The organism is Polaromonas sp. P4_H1 (assembly GCF_056400945.1).
In genome coordinates this window covers 87,101-106,546 of sequence record NZ_JBFUKG010000020.1, presented here as the reverse complement: position 1 = coordinate 106,546, position 19,446 = coordinate 87,101, and the positions used below count along the sequence as shown (strand labels likewise).

Here is a 19,446-nt window from a genome sequence, read left to right as displayed (position 1 = left end):
GCTTCAAGCACACGGTGCAACTGTGGACAGAGTGGGTCTCGCGAGGCCTCTCGGCCACGAAGGATTGCGGGCGGCTATTCACGTTGATCGCACAATGCAGGGTCGGCCATCGACCCGGACGCATCGAGCCGCGAATGCGAAAACGAAGGCCCAAACCCTACCCCTGGTTGAAGGTGCCCCGCGACCAGGCTCGCCGACACGTCCAGAGGCATGGTCATGCCTATGAGCCAAAGTAAGTGCCATTCGGCTTAGAGCCTGTTCACGATTTATTTGGGGTTGCGCAGTTGTCTTTTCGGGATGGGCTGCAAGGCGCAGTGCGCCGCCAATAGCCCGGCTATTGGCAAGCAGTGCAACGCCGCAGACGGCCCGAAAAGGCACCTGCCCTTCGGGTTGGGACGAAATCGGGCGATTTGGCAACCAAATCCCTTGCATGGGCATGAGCCCATGCGGCGTGATGTTGGCAGCCAACTCATCCCGATTGCGTCCCAACGCGACCCCAAATAAATCGTGAACAGGCTCTTAAACCGCATGCTGCCACCGAAGGCCCAACGGGAATTCGCGGGGGCCATACAGAAAATGCAGAACCCTGCGCATGCTGCTGCCCGTAGATTTCGACGACGCATGTAAAAGCAGCGGGCGCATGGCCATCGCACTTCCTTGCCCGGCCGTGCAGACGAACTCAGCCAGCGACTGGCGGGCGGCGGCCGCCGCCTCTGCCGGAAGCCGGCCGCACAGGTGCGAACCGGGCACCACTCGCAGCGGACCGTCGTTGACGCCGCAAGCGTCGATGTGCAGGCGCACCGCTACCAGCTGCTGCAGGAGTTCGACCGGCGGTTGAACATACAGGGTGCCTTCCTTTTCGGACCAGCCGCCCAGGCTTTCGTGCTCTACGCGACCGCCAACCGGGATGCTCAAATCCTGGTGCATGGGCACAAGCCAGTTGCGAGACTGCGATTTCTCAAAGTAGGTGCATTGCGTGGCGACAAAATCGGAAGGAATAAGCGGCGACAGTGATGGATGCTGGCTGATTTTTGCAGCCAGCGCCCGGCACCAGGCTTGGGACAGCAGGCAACGCGTTCCTGCCGAGCCTGCCGGAACCTCCGCAACCCGGCGGGCGACGGCTTCGCACTCGGCGCGAGTCAGCACCTGTGCAGTGAGGGCAAAGCCCCGGGCCGTGAACTCGGTATGGCTCATTTCCGGTGGCAGGTCTTTTCGGCCTTGTGTCATCTGGGTTGGCCTGTCAGCGGGGGAGCCTGGCAGGCTCACCACAACTTCGCGCAATTGCCGCTGAAGACCACGGTCCCGCCAGGAACGGCAGGCGTTGCGCTGGCCTCAAGCGTCACCATCAGCTTGCCCACTTTGGACAGCAGCTTCTCCGACGTGTCGGGCAACATGGAAACGGCCGAACCGCTGGTGGGCACGGCGCCGAGTGCAAAGGCCGGCGCATTGGCGGGCACGGCCCACAGCACCAGCGTTCCGGCAGCGGGCGGTGTGATCGGGCCTATCACCTTGACCGTCATGGTCTTGCCGTGACGCAGCGAGCTCACCAGCAGCTTGCCGTTGCCCTGCGCATCGGTGAGCAGGCCTACATAGCTTTGTGGCAGTTTTTCACCCGAACGCATGGCGATCTGGTCGCTGGACATGAAAAGCGAGGGCATGGCTACAAACAGCGCGCTGGCCGCTATCACCCCGGCCGCCAGGCCACCCAGGCCAAAGCCTGCCGGCTTGAGCCAGCCCAGCCAGGAGGCCGAAGGGGAAATGGCAGGCGGTGCAGCGGGTGCCCGGTCGGGTTGCGTACGTGCGGCAATAGCGGCCCACAGCTGCGGCGAAGGCCGCTGGGTCGGCACTGACATGGCCAGCTGGCCCAGCCGCGTTTCCCACTGCGTCACCAGCATCCGCACATCGGCGCGGTCGCGCTGCAGGCGTTCAAAGCGGCGCCGTGCGCCGCCCGCCAGCGTGCCCAGCACATAAGACGAGGCGAGGTGTTCCAGCAGTTCAGGGTGGGTGTACCTCATGGCGTCACTCCCTGCGCGGCCAGGCAGCCTCTGAGTTTTTCCAGCCCGCGCCGTATCCAGGCTTTGACGGAGCCGAGCGGCGCGCCCATTTGCGCCGCCACCTCGGTGTGCGACAAGCCCTGGTAGTAGGCAAGCGCCAGGCTTTGGCGGTAACTGCCTTCCAGCGCATTCATGCAGCCTTCTATATGCAGGGCCTGGCTGGCTTGTTCCAGAAGCTGCATGGCACTGGGGGCGGGCGTTGCGGTGGTTTCGGTGTCTTCTTCGTCCACGTCGCCGGACTCGGGTAATTCGTTTTCCTTGCGGCGCGTGCGGGAGCGCAAGGCGTCCAGCGCCTTGTTGCGGACGATGGCAATCAGCCATGTCATGGGTTGAATGGTTTGCCCGTCTACCTCGCTGCGATAGCTGCCGGCATTTTTCCAGATGCTCACATACGCCTCTTGCAGCACATCCTCGGCCGCCTGTCCATGTCTCAATATACGCAGGGCAACGCCAAACAGATGCATATGGGTGCGTGAATAGATCCGGGCGAAGCAGGCATGGTCGCCTTGCGCCGCAGCCGCGATCAGCGCTTCCAGGCTACGGGTGTCCGCATCAGTGTCCAGCTTCATGCGGCCGAGTATATGAAGTTCCTGGAGTTTTGCCGGGCGGCAAACGCCCAGGCCTCGTGACAAAAATATTTTTGCGAATCTGCATCCGATTTTCAAAACGCAGCGTTTGTCCCTTGCAGGCAAGGCGGCGGAACCAGGGCACCTGGCTACGCGCCTCAGCCGACCGGCTGTTTATCCATCAATTCATTTCAGGAGGTTTTCATGACATCGATTTCCGCAATTCCATCAGCCGCCACCAGCCTGGTTCTGGCTGCGCTATGCGCCGGCCTGCTCAGTGCTTGCGCCTCGTCCAAACCGGAAGGATCCGCAAACGCCGCGAAACCCGTGCCTGCGGCGCTCAGGCCCGCCGATAGCGAGCGCGTGGCGTTCACCTGGCACGCCGTCGGTTCGCAGATTTATGAATGCCGCGCCGCCGACAAGGGCGGTTGGGCCTGGGTGTTTGTGGCGCCCGAGGCTGATCTCTTCAACCAGAAAAACGAGAAAGTCGGCACCCACGGTGCCGGCCCCAGCTGGGCGGCGCTTGACGGCAGCAAGACCGTAGGCACCGTCAAGGCCCGCGCCGATGGTGAGCGAGCGGCAGACATTCCGCTGCTGCTGCTGTCCGCCAAATCAAGCGATGCGACCGGCAGGATGGCCAGCGTCACCAGCGTGCAGCGTCTCAACACGGCAGGCGGCAATGCGCCGGCCAAGGGCTGCGAGACCAAGGCCGACGCCGGCAAGCGCAGCAAGGAAGGCTATACGGCCGACTACGTTTTCTTTGCGGCGAAATAGCCCTGATGTCACCCCAGCATGTTCGTACTCAAGAATCTGTTTAGCACCGGGAAGCGCTCAAAATCCGAGCCTGCCGGGCCGGAGACCACGCCCGTCAAGATGAGTCTTGAAGAGCGCATGTGGTTCCGGCGAAAAATGCTGTATGAGGCCATCACGGTCACGATGCAGGCCCACGGCATCTTGTCGGCGAGCTACCGGTTCCGTGTGGTGCGCAACGACAGGCGCGGTCACCAGTATTCAGTTCTGGTTGATCTGTCCACCGACTTCCTGCACAACCGCGAAGGCCGTCCCGGGCAACTGGTCGTCCTGGGTGTGGCGATCACCAAAAATGCGGCCGCGCGGTACGGCATCACGGTGTCCGCGGTGTACTGGCAGGTCAACGGCCAGATTCAGGGCTTCGAGACCAGCCGGCCTGATGCGAAGCACAGCGGCGGCGGGGCCACGGCGCCGGGCCTGCCGCTGCCGCACCGGAAGCACGACCACCACCCCACGGCCGAAGAGTTTGCCGCCTTCGAGGCCGCCCGGCAGAAAGGGCATGAGTTGCAGCTCGGCAACCGTGTCTATTTATCCGACCTTGCACCGCTGGATGGTGGCTCTGAAAGGAGTGCTAGCTAGCGCTGAAGATGGAGCGGTCGATGCGCTAAAACAATTGATCGTTTGCTGTCGATTCAATACCGTGTTGCCCTTGTTGCGGGCTTCCCGATCGGGATGATGGCGATTTTTGTTCGGGCACCGGCTCTTCACCGGCTTTGGCCAGCGTGCTGGCGCGAACGCCCAGCAGGCGCAGCTTTCTCTCGAGCGGAACCCGCTTCAGGCACAGGCCCGCCAGTTTCCGGATGGCTTGACCGTCAGCGGTGTAGCTGTCGGCGGTCTGGTCGCGCGTTGCAATCCTGAAATCGTCATAGCGCAGCTTGATGCCTATGGTTTTGGCCACATAGCCCTTGCGCTGCAGGTCCTGTGCCAGTTTGCTGCACAGATCGGTGAAGATGGCGCCAAGCACCGCCTTGTCGCGTACCGCATGCAGGTCGCGGTCAAAGGTGGTTTCCCGGCTCATGCTGACGGGCTCGCTCTCGGTGACCACCGGTCGGTCGTCACGGCCCCAGGCGGCCTCGTGCATCCAGGCGCCCGTGGCCTTGCCGAAGTTGGCAATCAGAAGCGAAGGATCCTGTGCGGCCAGCTCGCCGATGGTGTGGATGTTCAGCCGCGCCAGCTTTTCCCCCGCCTTGGGACCAATGCCGTTGATCTTGCGTACGTTGAGCGGCCAGATCATGGTTTGCAGATCTTCCTCATACACAATCGAAATGCCGTTGGGCTTGTTGAACTCGCTGGCCATCTTGGCCAGCAGCTTGTTGGGCGCCACGCCAACCGAGCAGGTGAGGCCGGTCTTTTCAAAAATGGCTTTCTGGATCAGCCGCGCCAGCACCCGGCCTCCCTCGCGCTGGCCGCCGGGCACATCGGTGAAGTCGATATACACCTCGTCCACCCCGCGGTCCTGCATCACAGGGGCAATCTCGGTGATGGTGCTTTTGAAGAGCCGCGAGTATTTGCGCACTTCTTCAAAATCGACCGGCAACACAATCGCCTGCGGGCAGAGTTTGGCGGCCTTCATCATGCCCATGGCCGAGCCCACGCCAAATTGCCGCGCGGCATAGGTTGCCGTGGTGATCACGCCGCGGCCCACATAGTCCTTGAGCAGCGGGAAATCTTCCACTGGAATGAAGCGCAGCGCTCGCTCGCCTTGCGCCGCCAGCAGTTCTTCATCCACCTTGCGCCGCCCGCCACCAATCACCACCGGCAGGCCTTTGAGCTGCGGGTAGCGCAGCAGCTCGATGGACGCAAAAAATGCGTCCATGTCGAGGTGGGCAATGCGGCGCAGTCTGGCGCCGTGGGGCAGGGTTGAAACGTTCACATGGCAAGCATAGCGTTCGTCGACGTGCCATCGCTTTTGTGTGGTCAACCTCCCGGATACCGACTTCCACGCCGATGCGGGCGCGAGTGTGGGGGGACTGATTGCTTTGGCTGCCCACACCGGTTTCACGCCAGGCAATGTTATTTTGTCACTGACAAAGAATCCGCGGCTGCCTACACTGGCCGATTACCTGCGACGATGCTGCCCGGTGGTGGCACGCCTTCGAGGCTAATGGAGGGGGAAATACCATGAAACGCTGGATTAAATGGAGCGCTGCCGGCCTGGGCTTGGCCGTACTGCTGGTCGCGGGTGCGGCCGTGGTGGGCACGCAGCTGGCCGACCGAAAACGCATGCGCCAGGTGAGTGTGCCGGTTCAACCCGTGGCGTACGCCTCGGATGGCCAGGCGCTGGAGCGTGGCAAATATTTATTCCAGTCGCGCGGTTGCGTTGACTGCCATGGCGCGAACGGGGGCGGGCGCGACTTTGTCAATGACGGCAAAGGCACGCGCATCGCCGGGCCCAACATCACGCCTGGCGGCGTGGTGGCCGGGTACAAGCCCGAGGACTGGGTTCGCACGATACGCCATGGGGTCAAGCCCGATGGGCGCCCGGCGCTGATCATGCCCAGCGAGGACTACAACCGCTTCACCAATGAAGACCTGGCCGCATTGGTGGCGTATGTGCGCAGCTTGCCGCCACAAAGTTCCCGCGCCGCTGTGATCGAACTGCCCCTGCCGGCCTGGGTGCTCTACGGTTTTGACGCCATTCCAGATGCGGCGCAACGGATTGACCACTCGCTGCCGCCTTCAACCCCGGTGGCGGCTGCCGTGACGGTGCAGCATGGCGCCTATGTGGCCAATATGTGCATCGGCTGCCATGGCGAGAAGCTGTCGGGCGGCAAGATTCCCGGTGGCCCCCCGGACTGGCCGGCGGCCGCCAACATCACGCCCGGCGAGGGCAGTGCCATGGGGCGTTACAAGGACGCAGCGCAGTTCATGGCCATGATGCGCAGCGGCAAACGGCCTGACGGCACAGCCATCCAGGTGATGCCGTTTGGATCGCTGTCGGCCATGAACGATGTCGATACGCGGGCGCTGCACGCTTACCTGCAAACGGTGCCGGCCCGGCCCTTCGGGCAGCGGTAAAACTGCAGGCACTCTGGCATCATGGCCGGCATTGCCACCTCCCATTGAAAGTGAATACCATGCCGTCCCATGCCGCCGGAAGCTTTGAAGTCAATCTCGTGCCGCAATCCCTGGCGAATGCGGACGCGGGGCCACTGATGGGGCGGCTGTCCATCAATAAGACCTTCAGCGGCGACCTGCAGGCCACCAGCAAGGGCGAGATGCTCAGCGCGGGCACGGCTGTCAAAGGCTCGGCCGGCTATGTCGCGATGGAATGCGTGACCGGCACGCTGAACGGGAAAAGCGGCAGCTTTGTGTTGCAGCACAGCGGCACCATGAATCGGGGCGCACCGCAATTGGTAGTCAGCGTGGTGCCCGATTCCGGTACTGGTGAATTGACCGGCCTCACCGGCACGCTCAGCATCCAGATTGCCGATGGCAAGCATTTGTACGCCATGGACTACGAGATTTCACCCTTGCCGTAGCAGATGCGGTAAACAGCCGTACTGGCGACTTCTTCTGGCCATAAGAACTTTGCTTAACCAGAATGAGATTTTCTTCAGAATTGTGAGTCCCCGGCCGGTGCCCTGTGGTCAGTACGTCCCCGGCAGCAGGATGCCTTTGTCCACCGTGTTGATGTTGGTGCGGCCACAAAACGCCATGGTCAGGTCCAGCTCCTTGTGGATGATTTCCAGCGCTCTCGTCACGCCTTGTTCGCCCATGGCGCCCAGGCCGTACAGGAAGGCGCGGCCGACGTAGGTGCCCTTGGCGCCCAGCGCCATTGCCTTCAGCACATCCTGCCCCGAGCGGATACCGCCGTCCATGTGCACCTCGATTTGCTGGCCCACCGCTTCCACGATCTCCGGCAGGGCAGAGATGGAGGAGGCCGCCCCATCGAGTTGGCGGCCGCCATGGTTGGACACGATCAACGCGTCAGCGCCCGAGTTGACGGCGAGTTTCGCATCTTCCACGTCCTGGATGCCCTTGAGGATCAGCTTGCCGCCCCAGCGCTTTTTGATCCATTCGACATCGCCCCAGTTCAGGCCCGGGTCGAACTGCTTGGCCGTCCATTCCGAAAGCGAGCCCATGTTGTCGACGCCCTTGACGTGGCCGACGATGTTGCCAAAGCCGTGGCGTTTGGTCCCCAGCATGCCCAGGCCCCAGCGGGGCTTGGTCATGAGGTTGAGGATGGTTGCGAGCGTGGGTTTGGGCGGTGCGCTCAGGCCGTTTTTCAGGTCCTTGTGGCGCTGGCCGAGGATTTGCAGGTCCAGTGTGAGCACCAGCGCCGAGCAATTGGCGGCCTTGGCGCGGTCGATCAGGCCTTCAATGAAGGTGCGGTCCTTCATCACATACAGCTGGAACCAGAAAGGGTGGCGGTCCGTGCCGGCGGCGACGTCCTCGATGGAGCAGATGCTCATGGTGGACAGCGTGAACGGAATGCCGAATTTCTTGGCCGCACGGGCGCCCAGGATTTCGCCGTCGGCATGCTGCATGCCGGTGAGGCCCGTCGGGGCGATGGCCACCGGCATGGCAACGTTTTGCCCAATCATCTGCGTGGCCGTGCTGCGGTTTTCCATGTTGACGGCCACGCGCTGGCGCAGCTTGATCTTCTGGAAGTCGCTCTCGTTGGCGCGGTAGGTGCTCTCCGTCCACGAGCCGGAGTCGGCATAGTCGTAGAACATGCGGGGAACACGTTTTTGCGCCAGAACGCGCAGGTCTTCGATATTGGTGATGACGGGCATGGGTGAGGTAACTCCTGGGTTCTCGACCCGCATCGTAGCCAGTTTGGCAGCCCGGCGGTTTGAAAGTTTTTTGGAATCAGGCGTGCCGGTGTAATTTTTCTCACGTTGGCACGTGGTCCGGTGCGTCCGCGGCGGACAAATGCCGAAGGTTGGCGAGGACACGAATCAAGGCCTGGGCCAGGCAGCCATGGTCATCGCGCGGTCATCACCGTCATGCAATTTCAGTTTCAAAAAAAGGCTTCAGCGGTGCGAGGTGCTGCCCTGTTTATCGGGCGGTAAAGCCCGCAACGCGCTGTTGGGTGTCCTCGTTTCCCATGGCACTGGCCGCTGCTTCGGCTTCCAGCTGCAAGGCCGTTGCCAGTTGACCTGAGAGTTGCGTATTGACCATCTTTTTCAGGCGCGACACGGTGAAAGTGGAGCGCTCGCTGATCTTCTCGGCCAGCGCGATTGCGGTCTCCAGCACTTTCTCCTTGGGCACCACGCGGTTGACCAGGCCGAGCCGGTAGAGCGTGTCGGCACTTTGCTTCTCGCCCAGCAACCAGAGTTCCATGGCACGCTGGTGGCCCACAGCCTGGGGCAACAGATGGGTGACGCCACCGGTCACAAACTGCCCCCAGCTCATTTCGGGAAAAAAACAGACCACATCTTCGGCCGCTACCACCATGTCGCAGTTGAGCACCCACTCGAAACCCCCACCCACGGCAAACCCCTGGATGGCTCCGACAACGGGCTTGCCGTTGAACATGATGTCGCGCGTGACCTGCTGGATTTTTTCGGCATAGTTTGATGTGTCCCGGGCGGTGGCGGCTTGCCCGGAAAATTCCTTCAGGTCGGCACCCGCGCAAAACGCCCGGCCTGCGCCGGCAAGCACAATGGCCTTGATGTCCTCATCGAGCTGGGCCTTGAGCAGGGCGGCGTGCAGGTCGTCCAGCAACGTTTCGCTGATGGCATTCAGGCGCTCCGGGCGATTGAGCGTGACGATGGCGACGGGCCCGTGTTTTTCAAACAGTACTTGCGACATGGCTTGTCTCCATGGTTTCTTTCCGTGTCTTGGTGTCAAGACGGCTGCTATCGGCGGTGTTCTGGCGGGGATGGATGATCCGATGAAAAAATGCCCTCCTCAGACCAGGAGGGCGGGGTGGGAGGAATCAGTTTGCGGCTGACGGCCCCGCGGCATCGCCTCCTCCTTTATACCGTTTTATACCGGTCAACCGGCACCCATCCTTTTTCGCCATCTCCGCAGACTTCAGCCCAGGTTCACCGGCACAAAAATCTTGCTGTCGCCACGCTGGATGAGCAGCGCCACCGATTTGTCCGCTTTGGCGACCACGCTACGCACCTGCTCGACATTCCTGACCGGTGTGCCATTGATGGCGATCAGCACGTCGCCAGCCTGCACGCCGGCCAGCGCCGCCGGGCCGCTGGCTTGCTGCACCACCAGGCCGCTGTCGAGGCCTGCCTCCTGCCTTTCGTCGGGCTGCAGCGGACGCAGGGCCAGGCCCAGCTTGCCCTGGCTGGGCGAGTCTTTTTTGCTGGCGGCCTGGGCGGACTTGTCGTCGGCACTGGCCAGTCGTGCCGTGAGCGATTTGGCGGCGCCCTGGCGCCAGACGTCGAGCGCGACGGTGTCGCCGGGGGCGGCCAGGCCAATGAGGGCCGACAGGTCGCCCGAGGAGACGATGGGTTGGCCATTGACCTTGCGAATCACGTCGCCGGACTGCAGGCCCGCCTTCTCGGCCGGGCTGCCTTTTTCAACCGTGGACACCAGGGCGCCTTCCGGTTTGTCGAGTTTGAACGAGTCGGCAAAGGTCTGGTTCACTTCCTGCACCGCCACGCCCAGGCGCGCATGCTCCACCTTGCCGTTGGCCACGATCTGCTTCTGGATCCTGGCCGCGATATCGATCGGAATCGCAAACGACACGCCCTGATAGCCGCCGCTGCGGGAGTAGATCTGTGAATTGATGCCGACCACCTCGCCGCGGGCATTGAACAGCGGGCCGCCCGAGTTGCCGGGGTTGATGGCGACGTCGGTCTGGATGAAGGGCACGGTGCTGTCGTCGGGCAGGGACCGACCCTTGGCGCTGACGACGCCGGCCGTCACGGTGTTTTCAAAACCGAAGGGCGAACCAATCGCCAGCACCCACTCGCCGACCTTCAATTCGCTGGTTTTGCCCAGGGTCACCACCGGCAGGTTGCTGGCCGCAATCCGCAGCACGGCGACGTCGGTCCTGGGATCAGCGCCCAGCACCTTGGCGCGGAATTCGCGCCGGTCGGTCAGCTTGACCGTGACTTCGCGCGCATCGCGCACCACGTGCGCATTGGTCAGGATGATGCCGTCGCTGCTTACGATGAAGCCGGAGCCCTGGCCTCGGGTGGGAACTTCCTGCTGGCCGCCGCGGCCCTGTCGGCCCTGTCCCTGCTGGAAGCGGCGGAAGAACTCGAAAAATGGATCACCGGCCAGAGCATCGTCGTCATCATCGCCCTGGGCCAGAGGTGATCCGCTGGACACCTTGGTGGTGCCGGTGACGCTGATGTTGACGACTGCTGGGCCGTGGCGCTCGGTGATCCGGGAGAAGTCGGGCAGCGCCACGGGCGTGCTGGCCACGCCGCCGGTAGTGGCAACGGCTGCGGAGGCAGGGGCGGCAACGGCGCTGCCATGCAGGGCGTTCAGCGCGCTGACGCTGGCACCACCCATGGCGCCAGCGGCCAGCAGGGCAACGATCAATCGGGTATTTTTCAATGCTGCGGATGTCATGGTTGGCTTCCTTGCGTTGGAGACAGATATAGATATCGGACACACATCGGGCACGCCTCGTGCCCACAGGACCAACTATGGGGAGCCAGCCTTAGACGAGGCTTAAGGTGAGCAGATGGGCGGGTGGGCGCGGCCCCGCAGTGGCTATTGCGCTGCGGCCGAAGCAGCCGTAGTGGCCGTAGTGGCCGTAGGGCCGGGCGCAAAGCGGATCTCAACCTTCAGCCCTCCCAGCCGGGACGAGCGCTCCAGCGCCAGTGTTGCGCCGTGCCGCTCGGCAATCGCCTTGACAATCGCCAGCCCCAGGCCGCTGCCGGTTTCCAGCGCTACGTCGCTGGCCCGAAAGAATCGGTCGAACACGCGTGGGCGGTCCTGCGCCGCAATGCCGGGCCCGCTGTCTTCCACCGTCAGCACCGGCTGGCCTTGCTGCTGCTGCAGCGACACGTCGACCTGACCACCCGCCGGTGTGTACTTGACGGCGTTGTCGAGCAGGTTGCGCAGCATGACGCGCAGGGCTTCGCCCTGGCCGGGGACCGGCGGCACCTGCGTACCCTGCTCATCGGCCAGGCCCAGGTCAATCTGCTTGTGCCCCGCCAGCGGCAAGACGTCGGCCACCGCCAGCTTGACCACCTCGTGCAGGTTGACGTCACCGCTGCCCTCGGTATTTTCCCCCGGGCCGGCTTCTTCGCGCGCCAGCACCAGCAGCTGTTCCACCAGGCGTATTGCCCGGTCTATGCCCTGGTTCAGCCGCGCAATGCCCGCTTCGCGTTCCGCCGGATCGTCATCACTGCGGCGCAGCGCCTGGGCCTGGAGCTTCAGGGCCGTGAGGGGTGAGCGCAACTCGTGCGCCGCATCGGCAACAAAATTCTTCTGCGCGTCGAACGCGCCGCGCACCCGGCCGAAGAGCAGGTTGAGTTCGTCGACCAGTGGGCGCACCTCGTCGGGCAGGCCGGTCGGGGCCAGCGGAGAAAAGTCGTCCGCCGACCGGCCGGCCACCTGGCGGCGGGCGCGTTCTATGGGCGCCAGCGACAGGCTGATCACCCACCACACCGCGAGCATCAGCAGCGGGGTGAGCAGGGCAAAGGGCAGCACCGCCCTGAGGGCGAGTGCGCGGGCACGCGCCGAACGCGCGTCGAGGTCTTGCGCGATCTGAACGGTTTGCAGGGCGGTTTGCAGCGTGTAGACCCGGTAGCGATTGCCGTTGGCCTCGACATCGGAAAAACCCAGGACCGCACGCGGCGGCAAGGCCGAGCGGGTCGAGCGAAAGAGCTGGGTGCCGTCCTGGCCCCAGATCTGCACATAGAGGTCAAAGCTGGCGTCTTCGTCGCCGTCGATCAGCGGCGAGCCCAGGGGAATGCCGCTGCGCAGCGAACGGGCCATCTGCTGCAGATGGTCGTCGAACATGGCGTCGGCCTGCTGCAGGGCGCCACGGTAGGCGGTCGCGGCTTGCAACAGCGCCGCCAGCAGGATGGCTGCCAGCACAAACCACAGCAGCCGGCCCCGCAGCGAGTGCGTGCCGGTGGCTGGCGGCGGGGTGGTGCGGCTCATTCCTTGGGTACCAGGTAGCCCAGGCCGCGCACAGTCTGAATCAGCTCGTTGCCGAGCTTTTTGCGCACGCCGTGAATATAGACTTCCACCGCGTTGCTGCTGACCTCGTCTTTCCAGCTGAACAGTTTTTCTTCCAGCTGGGCGCGCGAGAGCACCACACCGGGGCGGGCCAGCAGGGCCTCCAGCACGGCCCACTCACGTGCGGACAGCGACACCGGCTGGCCATGAACGCTGGCTTCGCGGGTGGCGGGGTTGAGGCTGACGCCCTTGTGCTCAAACACCGGTTCGCCCCGACCGGCGCTGCGCCGTATCAGGGCACGTATGCGGGCCAGCAACTCGTCGATGTCATAGGGTTTGACCACATAGTCGTCGGCGCCGGCATCCAGCCCGGCGATCCGGTCGCCGATGGCGTCGCGCGCCGTGGCCACCAGCACCGGTGTGGCATTGCGCCGCGCGCGCAGTGAGCGCAGTACTTCCAGCCCATCGCGCTGCGGCAGGCCAAGGTCGAGCAGCACCAGGTCGTACTGCTCGCTGCGCAGGGCCTGGTCGGCCATGCTGCCGTCGCGCACCCAGTCCACGGCGTAGTGTTCTGCACGCAGCACGTGCAACACGGTCTCGCCGATCATGGCGTCGTCTTCCACCAGCAGTAAGCGCATTATTTGAGCCCCCACGGTCGCTCACTGCGTGTAGCTCCCGAGGCCTTGCCGGCCGCGGCTCGCGAGACGCTTCGCCTCTGTCGCCCGTCCAAGCCTGCGCAGGCAGGCTTGGAGCCGCGGGCTCCAGCCCCTCGGGGGCCGCCCGCCTGCGGCCCGGCAAAGCCGGTTCCGCGGCTCATGCTGGGTTGAAGAGTTCCAGCGGGTACAACCAGTGGGAGTCGCGGGACTGGCTTTGCCAGACCGCAGGCGCCGCTCCCTTGAGGGGGGAGCAGGCTACACGCAGTGAGCCTGGACGGGGGTGTCACATAACGCATTGTTGTGTCCTTCGTAGCTGTTCAGTCTACAAAGTACACCTTAGCCGGAACTTAGGCGAGGCGGGCGCGATGCCTTGCAATCTGCGCCCGCACCTGGGCCGGGGCGGTGCCGCCCAGGATGTTTCGGGCATTGAGCGAGCCGCGCAGGCTTAAAGCATCGTAAACGTCTTTTTCGATGCTCGGGTTGAACTGCTGCAGCACCGCCAGCGGCAGTTCCGACAGGTCCACCGCATGCGAGATGGCGGCCTTGACGGCATGCGCCACCGTTTCATGCGCATCGCGAAAGGGCAGGCCCTTTTTCACCAGGTAGTCGGCCAGATCGGTGGCGGTCGCGTAGCCGCGCAGCGCGGCGGTTTCCATGGCTTCAGGCTTGACGGTGATGCCAGCCACCATCTCGGCAAAAATGCGCAGCGTGTCTTTCAGCGTGTCGACGGTGTCGAACAGTGGCTCCTTGTCTTCCTGGTTGTCCTTGTTGTAGGCCAGGGGCTGGCCTTTCATCAGGGTGATCAGGCCCATCAGGTGGCCGACCACGCGGCCGGTCTTGCCGCGGGCGAGTTCGGGCACGTCGGGGTTTTTCTTCTGCGGCATGATGGACGAGCCGGTGGTGAAGCGGTCGGGGATGTGAATGAAGCCGAAGTTCTGGCTCATCCACAAGATCAGCTCTTCACTCATGCGGCTGATGTGCACCATGGCCAGGGTGGCGGCGGCGGTGAATTCAATGGCAAAGTCGCGGTCGCTGACGGCGTCCAGGCTGTTCTGGCAGACACAGGCGCGGCCCTGCTCGTCCACCATGCCCAGGGTTTTGGCCACGCGCTCGCGGTCCAGCGGATAGCTGGTGCCGGCCAGGGCGGCGGCGCCCAGCGGCAGCCGGTTGACGCGCTGGCGGATCTCGGCCATGCGTTCGGCGTCCCGCGCAAACATTTCCACATAGGCCAGCATGTGGTGGCCAAAGCTCACCGGCTGCGCCACCTGCAGGTGGGTGAAGCCGGGCAGGATCACGTCGACGTTTTTCTCGGCAATGTCGACCAGCGCTTTTTGCAGGTCACCGAGCAGGCCGCCGATGAGGTCAATCTCGCCGCGCAGCCACAGGCGCACATCGGTAGCAACCTGGTCATTGCGGCTGCGGCCGGTGTGCAGGCGCTTGCCGGCATCGCCCACCAGCTGGGTCAGCCGCGCTTCGATGTTGAGGTGCACATCCTCGAGGTCCAGTTTCCATTCAAACGTGTCCGCCTCGATTTCAGCGGTGATTTGCGCCATGCCTTTCTGGATGGCCGCGAGGTCGCTGGGTGCGATGATCTTTTGCGCGGCCAGCATGTCGGCGTGGGCCAGCGAGCCGGTGATATCGGCCTGCCAGAGGCGCTTGTCAAAAAACACGCTGGCCGTGTAGCGCTTGACCAGGTCGCTCATGGGTTCGGAGAACAGGGCTGACCAGGCTTGGGATTTTTTGTCGAATTGATTCACGTCGGGCTTTCTTTCGGGCGGTTGCGCGGCAGGGCTGCGAGGCCGCGCGCCATGGGTTAGGGCGCCAGGTGCGCTATTCTGGGCAAGTATTCGCTGCGGCCGGGTTTAAATCGGGTTTCAACCCGGGCTGGAAGGCCACGGCCGGTGCCATACTCGTTTCCGGTGATTTTATCTGTGACTGACCGCCATGCCGCGTTCCGCAACAAGACACTGCCATAAACCCGAATAACCCCGAATAACCCCGGGAACGCCCGCACAAACGATGAAGCCTTTGCCTGATCCACAGACCTTCGGGGAGTCCACGCTGCTGGGAAGCTTTATTCCCGCCGACGAAGAGGTGGTGGCGTGGCCGCCGGTGCGCACCGGCATGTTTGACGCCTGCCATGTCGGGGTGGTGCTGCGCGCGGTGCTGTTTGTGGAGGCGGTGGCAGGGGTTGGCGCCATGTTTGGCGCCAACCACCCGATGGATTGGCTGCTGCGGGTTTCGCTGCTGACCGGCGGGGTGTTGCCCGCCACCCTGGCCTGGCTGATCGCCGTTTGCGCGCTCAAGTTGCGGCTGAACCGGCTGGATACCTCGCTGCAGTGGCTGGCCGGCATGGCACTGGGTGCGGCTGCCGGACTCTATGGCTGCGGTCTGCTGGCTCTGATAGGGCTGCTGCAGCCGGCGCCGTGGTGGGCCAGCGCCGCCTCGGGCGCCCTGCTGTCGGCCATGGTGCTGGCGGGTTTGTTCTGGCGTGCCAAGGCGCGCACGCCGGCAGCCACCGCCGCGCGGCTGGCCGAGCTTCAGTCACGCATCCGGCCGCATTTCCTGTTCAACACACTCAACAGCGCCATTGCGCTGGTGCGTGCCGAGCCGGCCAAGGCCGAGGCCGTGCTGGAGGACCTGAGCGAGCTGTTTCGCCATGCGCTGGCTGATCCGGCCGAGTCCGTGACGCTGGGCCAGGAAATTGCGCTGGCCCAGCGCTACCTGGCAATAGAGCAGATCCGCTTTGGTGATCGCCTGCAGGTGCAGTGGAGCCTGGACGCCAGCGCTGATGAGGCCAAACTGCCGCCGCTGCTGCTCCAGCCGCTGGTGGAAAATGCCGTCAAGCATGGCGTGGAGCCCAGCGCCAGCGGGGCGCAACTCCGGATAAGCACCCTCAGGCGCGGTGGCAAGGTGGTGATCAAGGTGATCAATTCGACGCCGGCCGGGGTGGGGGAGCGCGGCAACGGGCTGGCGCTTGCCAATGTGCGCGAGCGCCTGGTTTTGCTGCATGATGTGCAGGCACAGTTCAAGACCGTGTTCAAGGATGGTGTATTTCAGGTCAGGCTGGAGATTCCTGCATGAAACTCAAGGTACTGCTGGTTGATGATGAAGCACTCGCCCGCTCGCGCCTGCGCACGCTGCTGGGCGACTGTACGGCGCCGCAGGCGGTGGTGGCCGCGGAAGCCTGCGATGCGGTCCAGGCCATGAACGCCCTGCGGCAGGACAGCTTCGACGCGGTATTGCTGGACATCCGCATGCCGGGCGTTGACGGCATGGCGCTGGCCCGCACCATTGCAGCCCTGCCCCGGCCACCGGCCGTGGTGTTTGTCACGGCGCATTCCGAGCATGCCGTGCAGGCTTTCGAGCTGGAAGCCATCGACTACCTGACCAAGCCGGTACGGCTGGAGCGCCTGCAGCAGGCGCTGCAGAAGGTGAGCCGGCTTGCGCAGACCGTACCGGGACCGCAGGCGGATGCATCCCGGGAGATGCTCATCATCCAGGACCGGGGGCGCACGGAGCGCGTGCCGCTGGCCGAGGTGCTCTACCTGAAGGCCGAGCTGAAATACATCACGGTGCGTACCGCCAGCCGCAGCTACATCCTGGACGGATCACTGAGCGAGCTGGAAGAGCGCCATGCCGCGCAGTTCATGCGCATACACCGCAATGCGCTGATCGCGCGGCGCGCGGTGCGCGCGCTCGAAAAGCATTTTGATCCCGAGGAAGGCGAAGGCTGGGCGGTGCGGCTCAACGGCATCGACGAATTGCTGGCCGTGTCGCGCCGCCAGCTCAGTGCGGTGCGTGAAGCCATCGCGGGATGACGGGTGGGCCGGTTCGGGGCTGGCGGGACCGGGGGCGGCAGCTGATTCCTTCCGGTGCCTGCGTCCTACACCGACAGGCGGGTTGTTCAGGTCCAATGGACGCATAACGATGACGGGGACTGCCCCACGCGGGTTTTTCGCGGGGTTTTGCCGGTACGACGGGCAAAGCCTGCAGCTGTGGGGTCCATGAGGAGCAACAATGACTGAAGAAGCCGCAAAAGATACGCCGCTTGCCGAGACGGAGGCGGCGCTTTTGCCGGAGCCGGAACGGCTGCTGCTGCACATGCCGGTAGACATCCGCAGTGTCTCGCTGGTGATCCTGGCGATTCTGGCCAGCCTGTTTATGCTTCATTGGGCCAAGGCGGTCTTCATTCCCCTCATGCTGGGTCTCCTCTTCAGCTATGCGCTGTCGCCCGTGGTCAACTGGCTGGAGCTCAAACGCGTGCCGCGCTGGCTCAGCGCCGCGGTGCTGCTGCTGGCCATTCTGGGCGCGATCGGCTCGACCGCGTATTCGCTGCGCGATGAGGCTTCCCGGTTGGTGGAGTCGTTGCCGCTGGCGGCGCAAAAGTTCAGGCAGGCGGTCAAAATGCGTGATGGCAAGCCAGACGGTGCCCTGGAAAACGTGCAGAAAGCCGCTTCCCAGATCGAACAGGCAGCGCGTGAAAGTGGTGCCGCCTCTCCCGGATCATCCCGGGGCGCCATGCGGGTCGTCGTTGAGACGGCAACGTTCAATGTGCGGGACTATCTGTGGACAGGCACCCTGGGCCTGCTCACGCTGATAGGCCAGTTCACCGTGGTGGTTTTCCTGACCTACTTCCTGATGATCTCCGGTGACAGCTTCCGCCGCAAGCTGATCAAGCTGACGCCCAGCTTCAGCAGCAAGAAAATCACGCTACAGGCCTTGCATGAGATCACCGGGCAGATCCAGCGCTACCTGCAGGTGCAGCTGCTGGCCAGTGCGTTGGTCGGCGTGCTGACCTGGCTGGCCCTGCTCCTCATCGGGCTGGACAACGCTGCGGTGTGGGGTATTGCCGCCGGTGTGCTGAACCTCGTTCCCTATGTGGGTTCGCTGGTGACGGCGGGCGCGTCGGGGCTGGTGGGGTTTTTGCAGTTTGGTTCGCTCGACATGGCGATCGTGGTGGCCGGCGCCTCGCTGGTCATCCACATGCTGGTGGGCAACCTGTTCACCCCCTGGTTCACCAGCCGCGCCAGCCGCTTGAGCCCGGTGGCGGTCTTTGTCGGTCTGCTGGCCTGGGGCTGGTTGTGGGGCGTGTGGGGCTTGCTGCTCGGCATACCGATTCTGATGATCGTCAAGTCCGTTTGCGACCGGATTGATGACCTCAAGCCCATTGGCGAGTTTCTGGGCTCTTAGAAATGAGGCCCCCACGGTCGCTCACTGCGTGTAGCTCCCTGCCCCCCGGGGGGGCCGCTGCGCCTGCGGTCTGGCGAAGCCAGTCCCGCGGCCCCGGCTGGGGTGAAGAGCCCCCACGGTCGCTCACTGCGTGTAGCTCCCTGCCCCCGAGGGGGCCGCTGCGCTTGCGATCTGGCAAAGCCAGTCCCGCGGCCCCTACTGGTGTAAAACTTCTGCGGTCGCTACATGGCCGCGCTGGATCATTGAAAAAAAGAAAGAGGCCATGCCATGATGGAACTGCTCACCGACCCGCAAGCCTGGATTGCCTTTGCCACGCTCACTGCGCTGGAACTGGTGCTGGGCATTGACAACATCGTATTCATCTCGATTCTGGTCGACAAGCTGCCCAAGGCGCAGCAAGAACTGGCGCGCCGTCTGGGTCTGTTCATGGCGATGTTCATTCGTGTCGGGCTGCTCATGGTGCTGTCGTGGATTGTGGGTCTGACAGCGCCGGTTTTTACCGTGATCGGCCAGGAAATTTCAGGACGCGACCTGATCCTGATATGTGGCGGCCTGTTTCTCATCTGGAAGAGCACCGGGGAAATTCACCAGTCGCTGGAAGGCGAGGAAGGCCACGCCTCCAGTGCGGTGCAGGCCACGTTTGCCGCCGTCATTGTGCAGATCATGGTGGTCGATATGGTCTTTTCGCTGGACTCCATCATCACGGCCGTGGGGATGGTGGACAGCCTGCCCGTCATGATTGCCGCCGTCATCGTCTCGGTCGGTTTGATGATGCTGTTTGCCGGCGCCATTGGGCGCTTTGTGTCTGACCACCCGACCATCAAAATGCTGGCGCTGTCGTTTCTGGTCGTTGTTGGCGTGGTGCTGATTGCGGAAGGTTTCGAGTACCACGTACCCAAGGGCTTTGTGTACTTTGCCATGGCATTCTCGCTGTCGGTGGAGATGCTCAATATCCGCATGCGCCGCAAGTCCGCCACGCCTGCGCATCTGCACGCGGCCTATGCGCGTGAAAAAGCCGCGCAAACCGACCTGCCGGATCAAGGCTGAGCTCGCCATCGCCGGATGCGCCGGCCCCCGGCGCAGGCGGAAATCGACCCCGGATGACCCCGGATC

At 63.8% G+C, this 19,446-nt stretch carries 18 protein-coding genes and 1 pseudogene; 9 read left to right on the top strand and 10 right to left on the bottom strand.

The features are described from left to right. A pseudogene (locus tag AC1DS5_RS21755) lies at positions 1 to 236 on the top strand (IS4 family transposase); the annotation flags it as partial. Between the two features lie 283 nt (positions 237 to 519). Here the strand turns inward: AC1DS5_RS21755 and AC1DS5_RS21750 are convergent. From AC1DS5_RS21750 to AC1DS5_RS21740, 3 genes are read right to left on the bottom strand one after another with little or no spacing between them, the layout of a single operon-like run. Further along, positions 520 to 1,227 (bottom strand): phytanoyl-CoA dioxygenase family protein, encoded by a 708-nt coding sequence (locus AC1DS5_RS21750; protein WP_477720333.1) that lies wholly within the window; start codon positions 1,225 to 1,227, stop codon positions 520 to 522. 35 nt (positions 1,228 to 1,262) lie between these two features. Further along, the gene (locus AC1DS5_RS21745) at positions 1,263 to 2,015 is read right to left on the bottom strand and encodes an anti-sigma factor (protein ID WP_477720332.1); all 753 of its coding nucleotides are present in this window, start codon (positions 2,013 to 2,015) and stop codon (positions 1,263 to 1,265) included. Beyond that, positions 2,012 to 2,623: an RNA polymerase sigma factor gene (locus AC1DS5_RS21740; protein WP_477720331.1), complete on the bottom strand. Its 612-nt coding sequence runs from the start codon at positions 2,621 to 2,623 to the stop codon at positions 2,012 to 2,014. The genes AC1DS5_RS21745 and AC1DS5_RS21740 overlap by 4 nt, the downstream gene beginning before the upstream one ends. Before the next feature lie 201 nt (positions 2,624 to 2,824). On the opposite strand from AC1DS5_RS21740, the gene AC1DS5_RS21735 reads away from it, so the two are divergent. Further along, a complete protein-coding gene (locus tag AC1DS5_RS21735) occupies positions 2,825 to 3,394 on the top strand; it encodes a DUF3455 domain-containing protein (protein ID WP_477720330.1) in 570 nt (189 codons plus the stop codon). A gap of 18 nt (positions 3,395 to 3,412) precedes the next feature. Next, positions 3,413 to 4,009 carry an RNA-binding protein gene (locus AC1DS5_RS21730; RefSeq protein ID WP_477720329.1) on the top strand — a complete coding sequence of 199 codons (597 nt, stop codon included), beginning with the start codon at positions 3,413 to 3,415 and terminating at the stop codon, positions 4,007 to 4,009. A 25-nt stretch (positions 4,010 to 4,034) separates the two neighbouring features. Here the strand turns inward: AC1DS5_RS21730 and AC1DS5_RS21725 are convergent, their stop codons facing one another. After that, a complete protein-coding gene (locus AC1DS5_RS21725; protein WP_477720337.1) occupies positions 4,035 to 5,246 on the bottom strand; it encodes a Y-family DNA polymerase in 1,212 nt (403 codons plus the stop codon). Positions 5,247 to 5,551: 305 nt separating this feature from the next. Between AC1DS5_RS21725 and AC1DS5_RS21720 the strand changes: the two genes are divergently transcribed. Continuing rightward, positions 5,552 to 6,448: a c-type cytochrome gene (locus tag AC1DS5_RS21720; protein WP_477720328.1), complete on the top strand. Its 897-nt coding sequence runs from the start codon at positions 5,552 to 5,554 to the stop codon at positions 6,446 to 6,448. A 59-nt stretch (positions 6,449 to 6,507) separates the two neighbouring features. Further along, complete coding sequence (locus tag AC1DS5_RS21715; RefSeq protein ID WP_477720327.1) at positions 6,508 to 6,912, top strand: DUF3224 domain-containing protein; 405 nt, start codon at positions 6,508 to 6,510, stop codon at positions 6,910 to 6,912. Positions 6,913 to 7,020: 108 nt separating this feature from the next. On the opposite strand, the gene AC1DS5_RS21710 is transcribed toward AC1DS5_RS21715, so the two are convergent. The 6 genes from AC1DS5_RS21710 to argH all read right to left on the bottom strand — a co-directional run bounded on the left by AC1DS5_RS21710 (position 7,021) and on the right by argH (position 14,897). After that, positions 7,021 to 8,169, bottom strand: coding sequence for an alpha-hydroxy acid oxidase (locus AC1DS5_RS21710; RefSeq protein ID WP_477720326.1), 1,149 nt, complete (start codon positions 8,167 to 8,169; stop codon positions 7,021 to 7,023). Between the two features lie 265 nt (positions 8,170 to 8,434). Further along, the gene (locus AC1DS5_RS21705) at positions 8,435 to 9,190 is read right to left on the bottom strand and encodes an enoyl-CoA hydratase/isomerase family protein (RefSeq protein WP_477720325.1); all 756 of its coding nucleotides are present in this window, start codon (positions 9,188 to 9,190) and stop codon (positions 8,435 to 8,437) included. A gap of 225 nt (positions 9,191 to 9,415) precedes the next feature. Beyond that, positions 9,416 to 10,921: a Do family serine endopeptidase gene (locus tag AC1DS5_RS21700; RefSeq protein WP_477720324.1), complete on the bottom strand. Its 1,506-nt coding sequence runs from the start codon at positions 10,919 to 10,921 to the stop codon at positions 9,416 to 9,418. A 144-nt stretch (positions 10,922 to 11,065) separates the two neighbouring features. Further along, on the bottom strand, positions 11,066 to 12,466 hold the full coding sequence (locus tag AC1DS5_RS21695) for an ATP-binding protein (protein WP_477720323.1): 1,401 nt from the start codon (positions 12,464 to 12,466) through the stop codon (positions 11,066 to 11,068). Further along, on the bottom strand, positions 12,463 to 13,122 hold the full coding sequence (locus AC1DS5_RS21690) for a response regulator (RefSeq protein WP_011484566.1): 660 nt from the start codon (positions 13,120 to 13,122) through the stop codon (positions 12,463 to 12,465). The genes AC1DS5_RS21695 and AC1DS5_RS21690 overlap by 4 nt, the downstream gene beginning before the upstream one ends. A gap of 365 nt (positions 13,123 to 13,487) precedes the next feature. Further along, the gene (gene argH / locus AC1DS5_RS21685; RefSeq protein WP_477720322.1) at positions 13,488 to 14,897 is read right to left on the bottom strand and encodes an argininosuccinate lyase; all 1,410 of its coding nucleotides are present in this window, start codon (positions 14,895 to 14,897) and stop codon (positions 13,488 to 13,490) included. 262 nt (positions 14,898 to 15,159) lie between these two features. Here argH and AC1DS5_RS21680 point away from each other — a divergent pair, with 262 nt between their 5' ends. The 4 genes from AC1DS5_RS21680 (at position 15,160) to AC1DS5_RS21665 (ending at position 19,380) form a co-directional block, all read left to right on the top strand. Beyond that, positions 15,160 to 16,224 (top strand): sensor histidine kinase, encoded by a 1,065-nt coding sequence (locus tag AC1DS5_RS21680; RefSeq protein ID WP_477720321.1) that lies wholly within the window; start codon positions 15,160 to 15,162, stop codon positions 16,222 to 16,224. Next, the gene (locus tag AC1DS5_RS21675) at positions 16,221 to 16,961 is read left to right on the top strand and encodes a LytR/AlgR family response regulator transcription factor (RefSeq protein ID WP_477720320.1); all 741 of its coding nucleotides are present in this window, start codon (positions 16,221 to 16,223) and stop codon (positions 16,959 to 16,961) included. The genes AC1DS5_RS21680 and AC1DS5_RS21675 overlap by 4 nt, the downstream gene beginning before the upstream one ends. A gap of 199 nt (positions 16,962 to 17,160) precedes the next feature. Beyond that, a complete protein-coding gene (locus tag AC1DS5_RS21670; protein ID WP_477720319.1) occupies positions 17,161 to 18,333 on the top strand; it encodes an AI-2E family transporter in 1,173 nt (390 codons plus the stop codon). 267 nt (positions 18,334 to 18,600) lie between these two features. Further along, positions 18,601 to 19,380, top strand: a complete 780-nt coding sequence (locus AC1DS5_RS21665; RefSeq protein ID WP_477720318.1) for a TerC family protein — start codon at positions 18,601 to 18,603, stop codon at positions 19,378 to 19,380. Positions 19,381 to 19,446 lie beyond the last annotated feature (66 nt).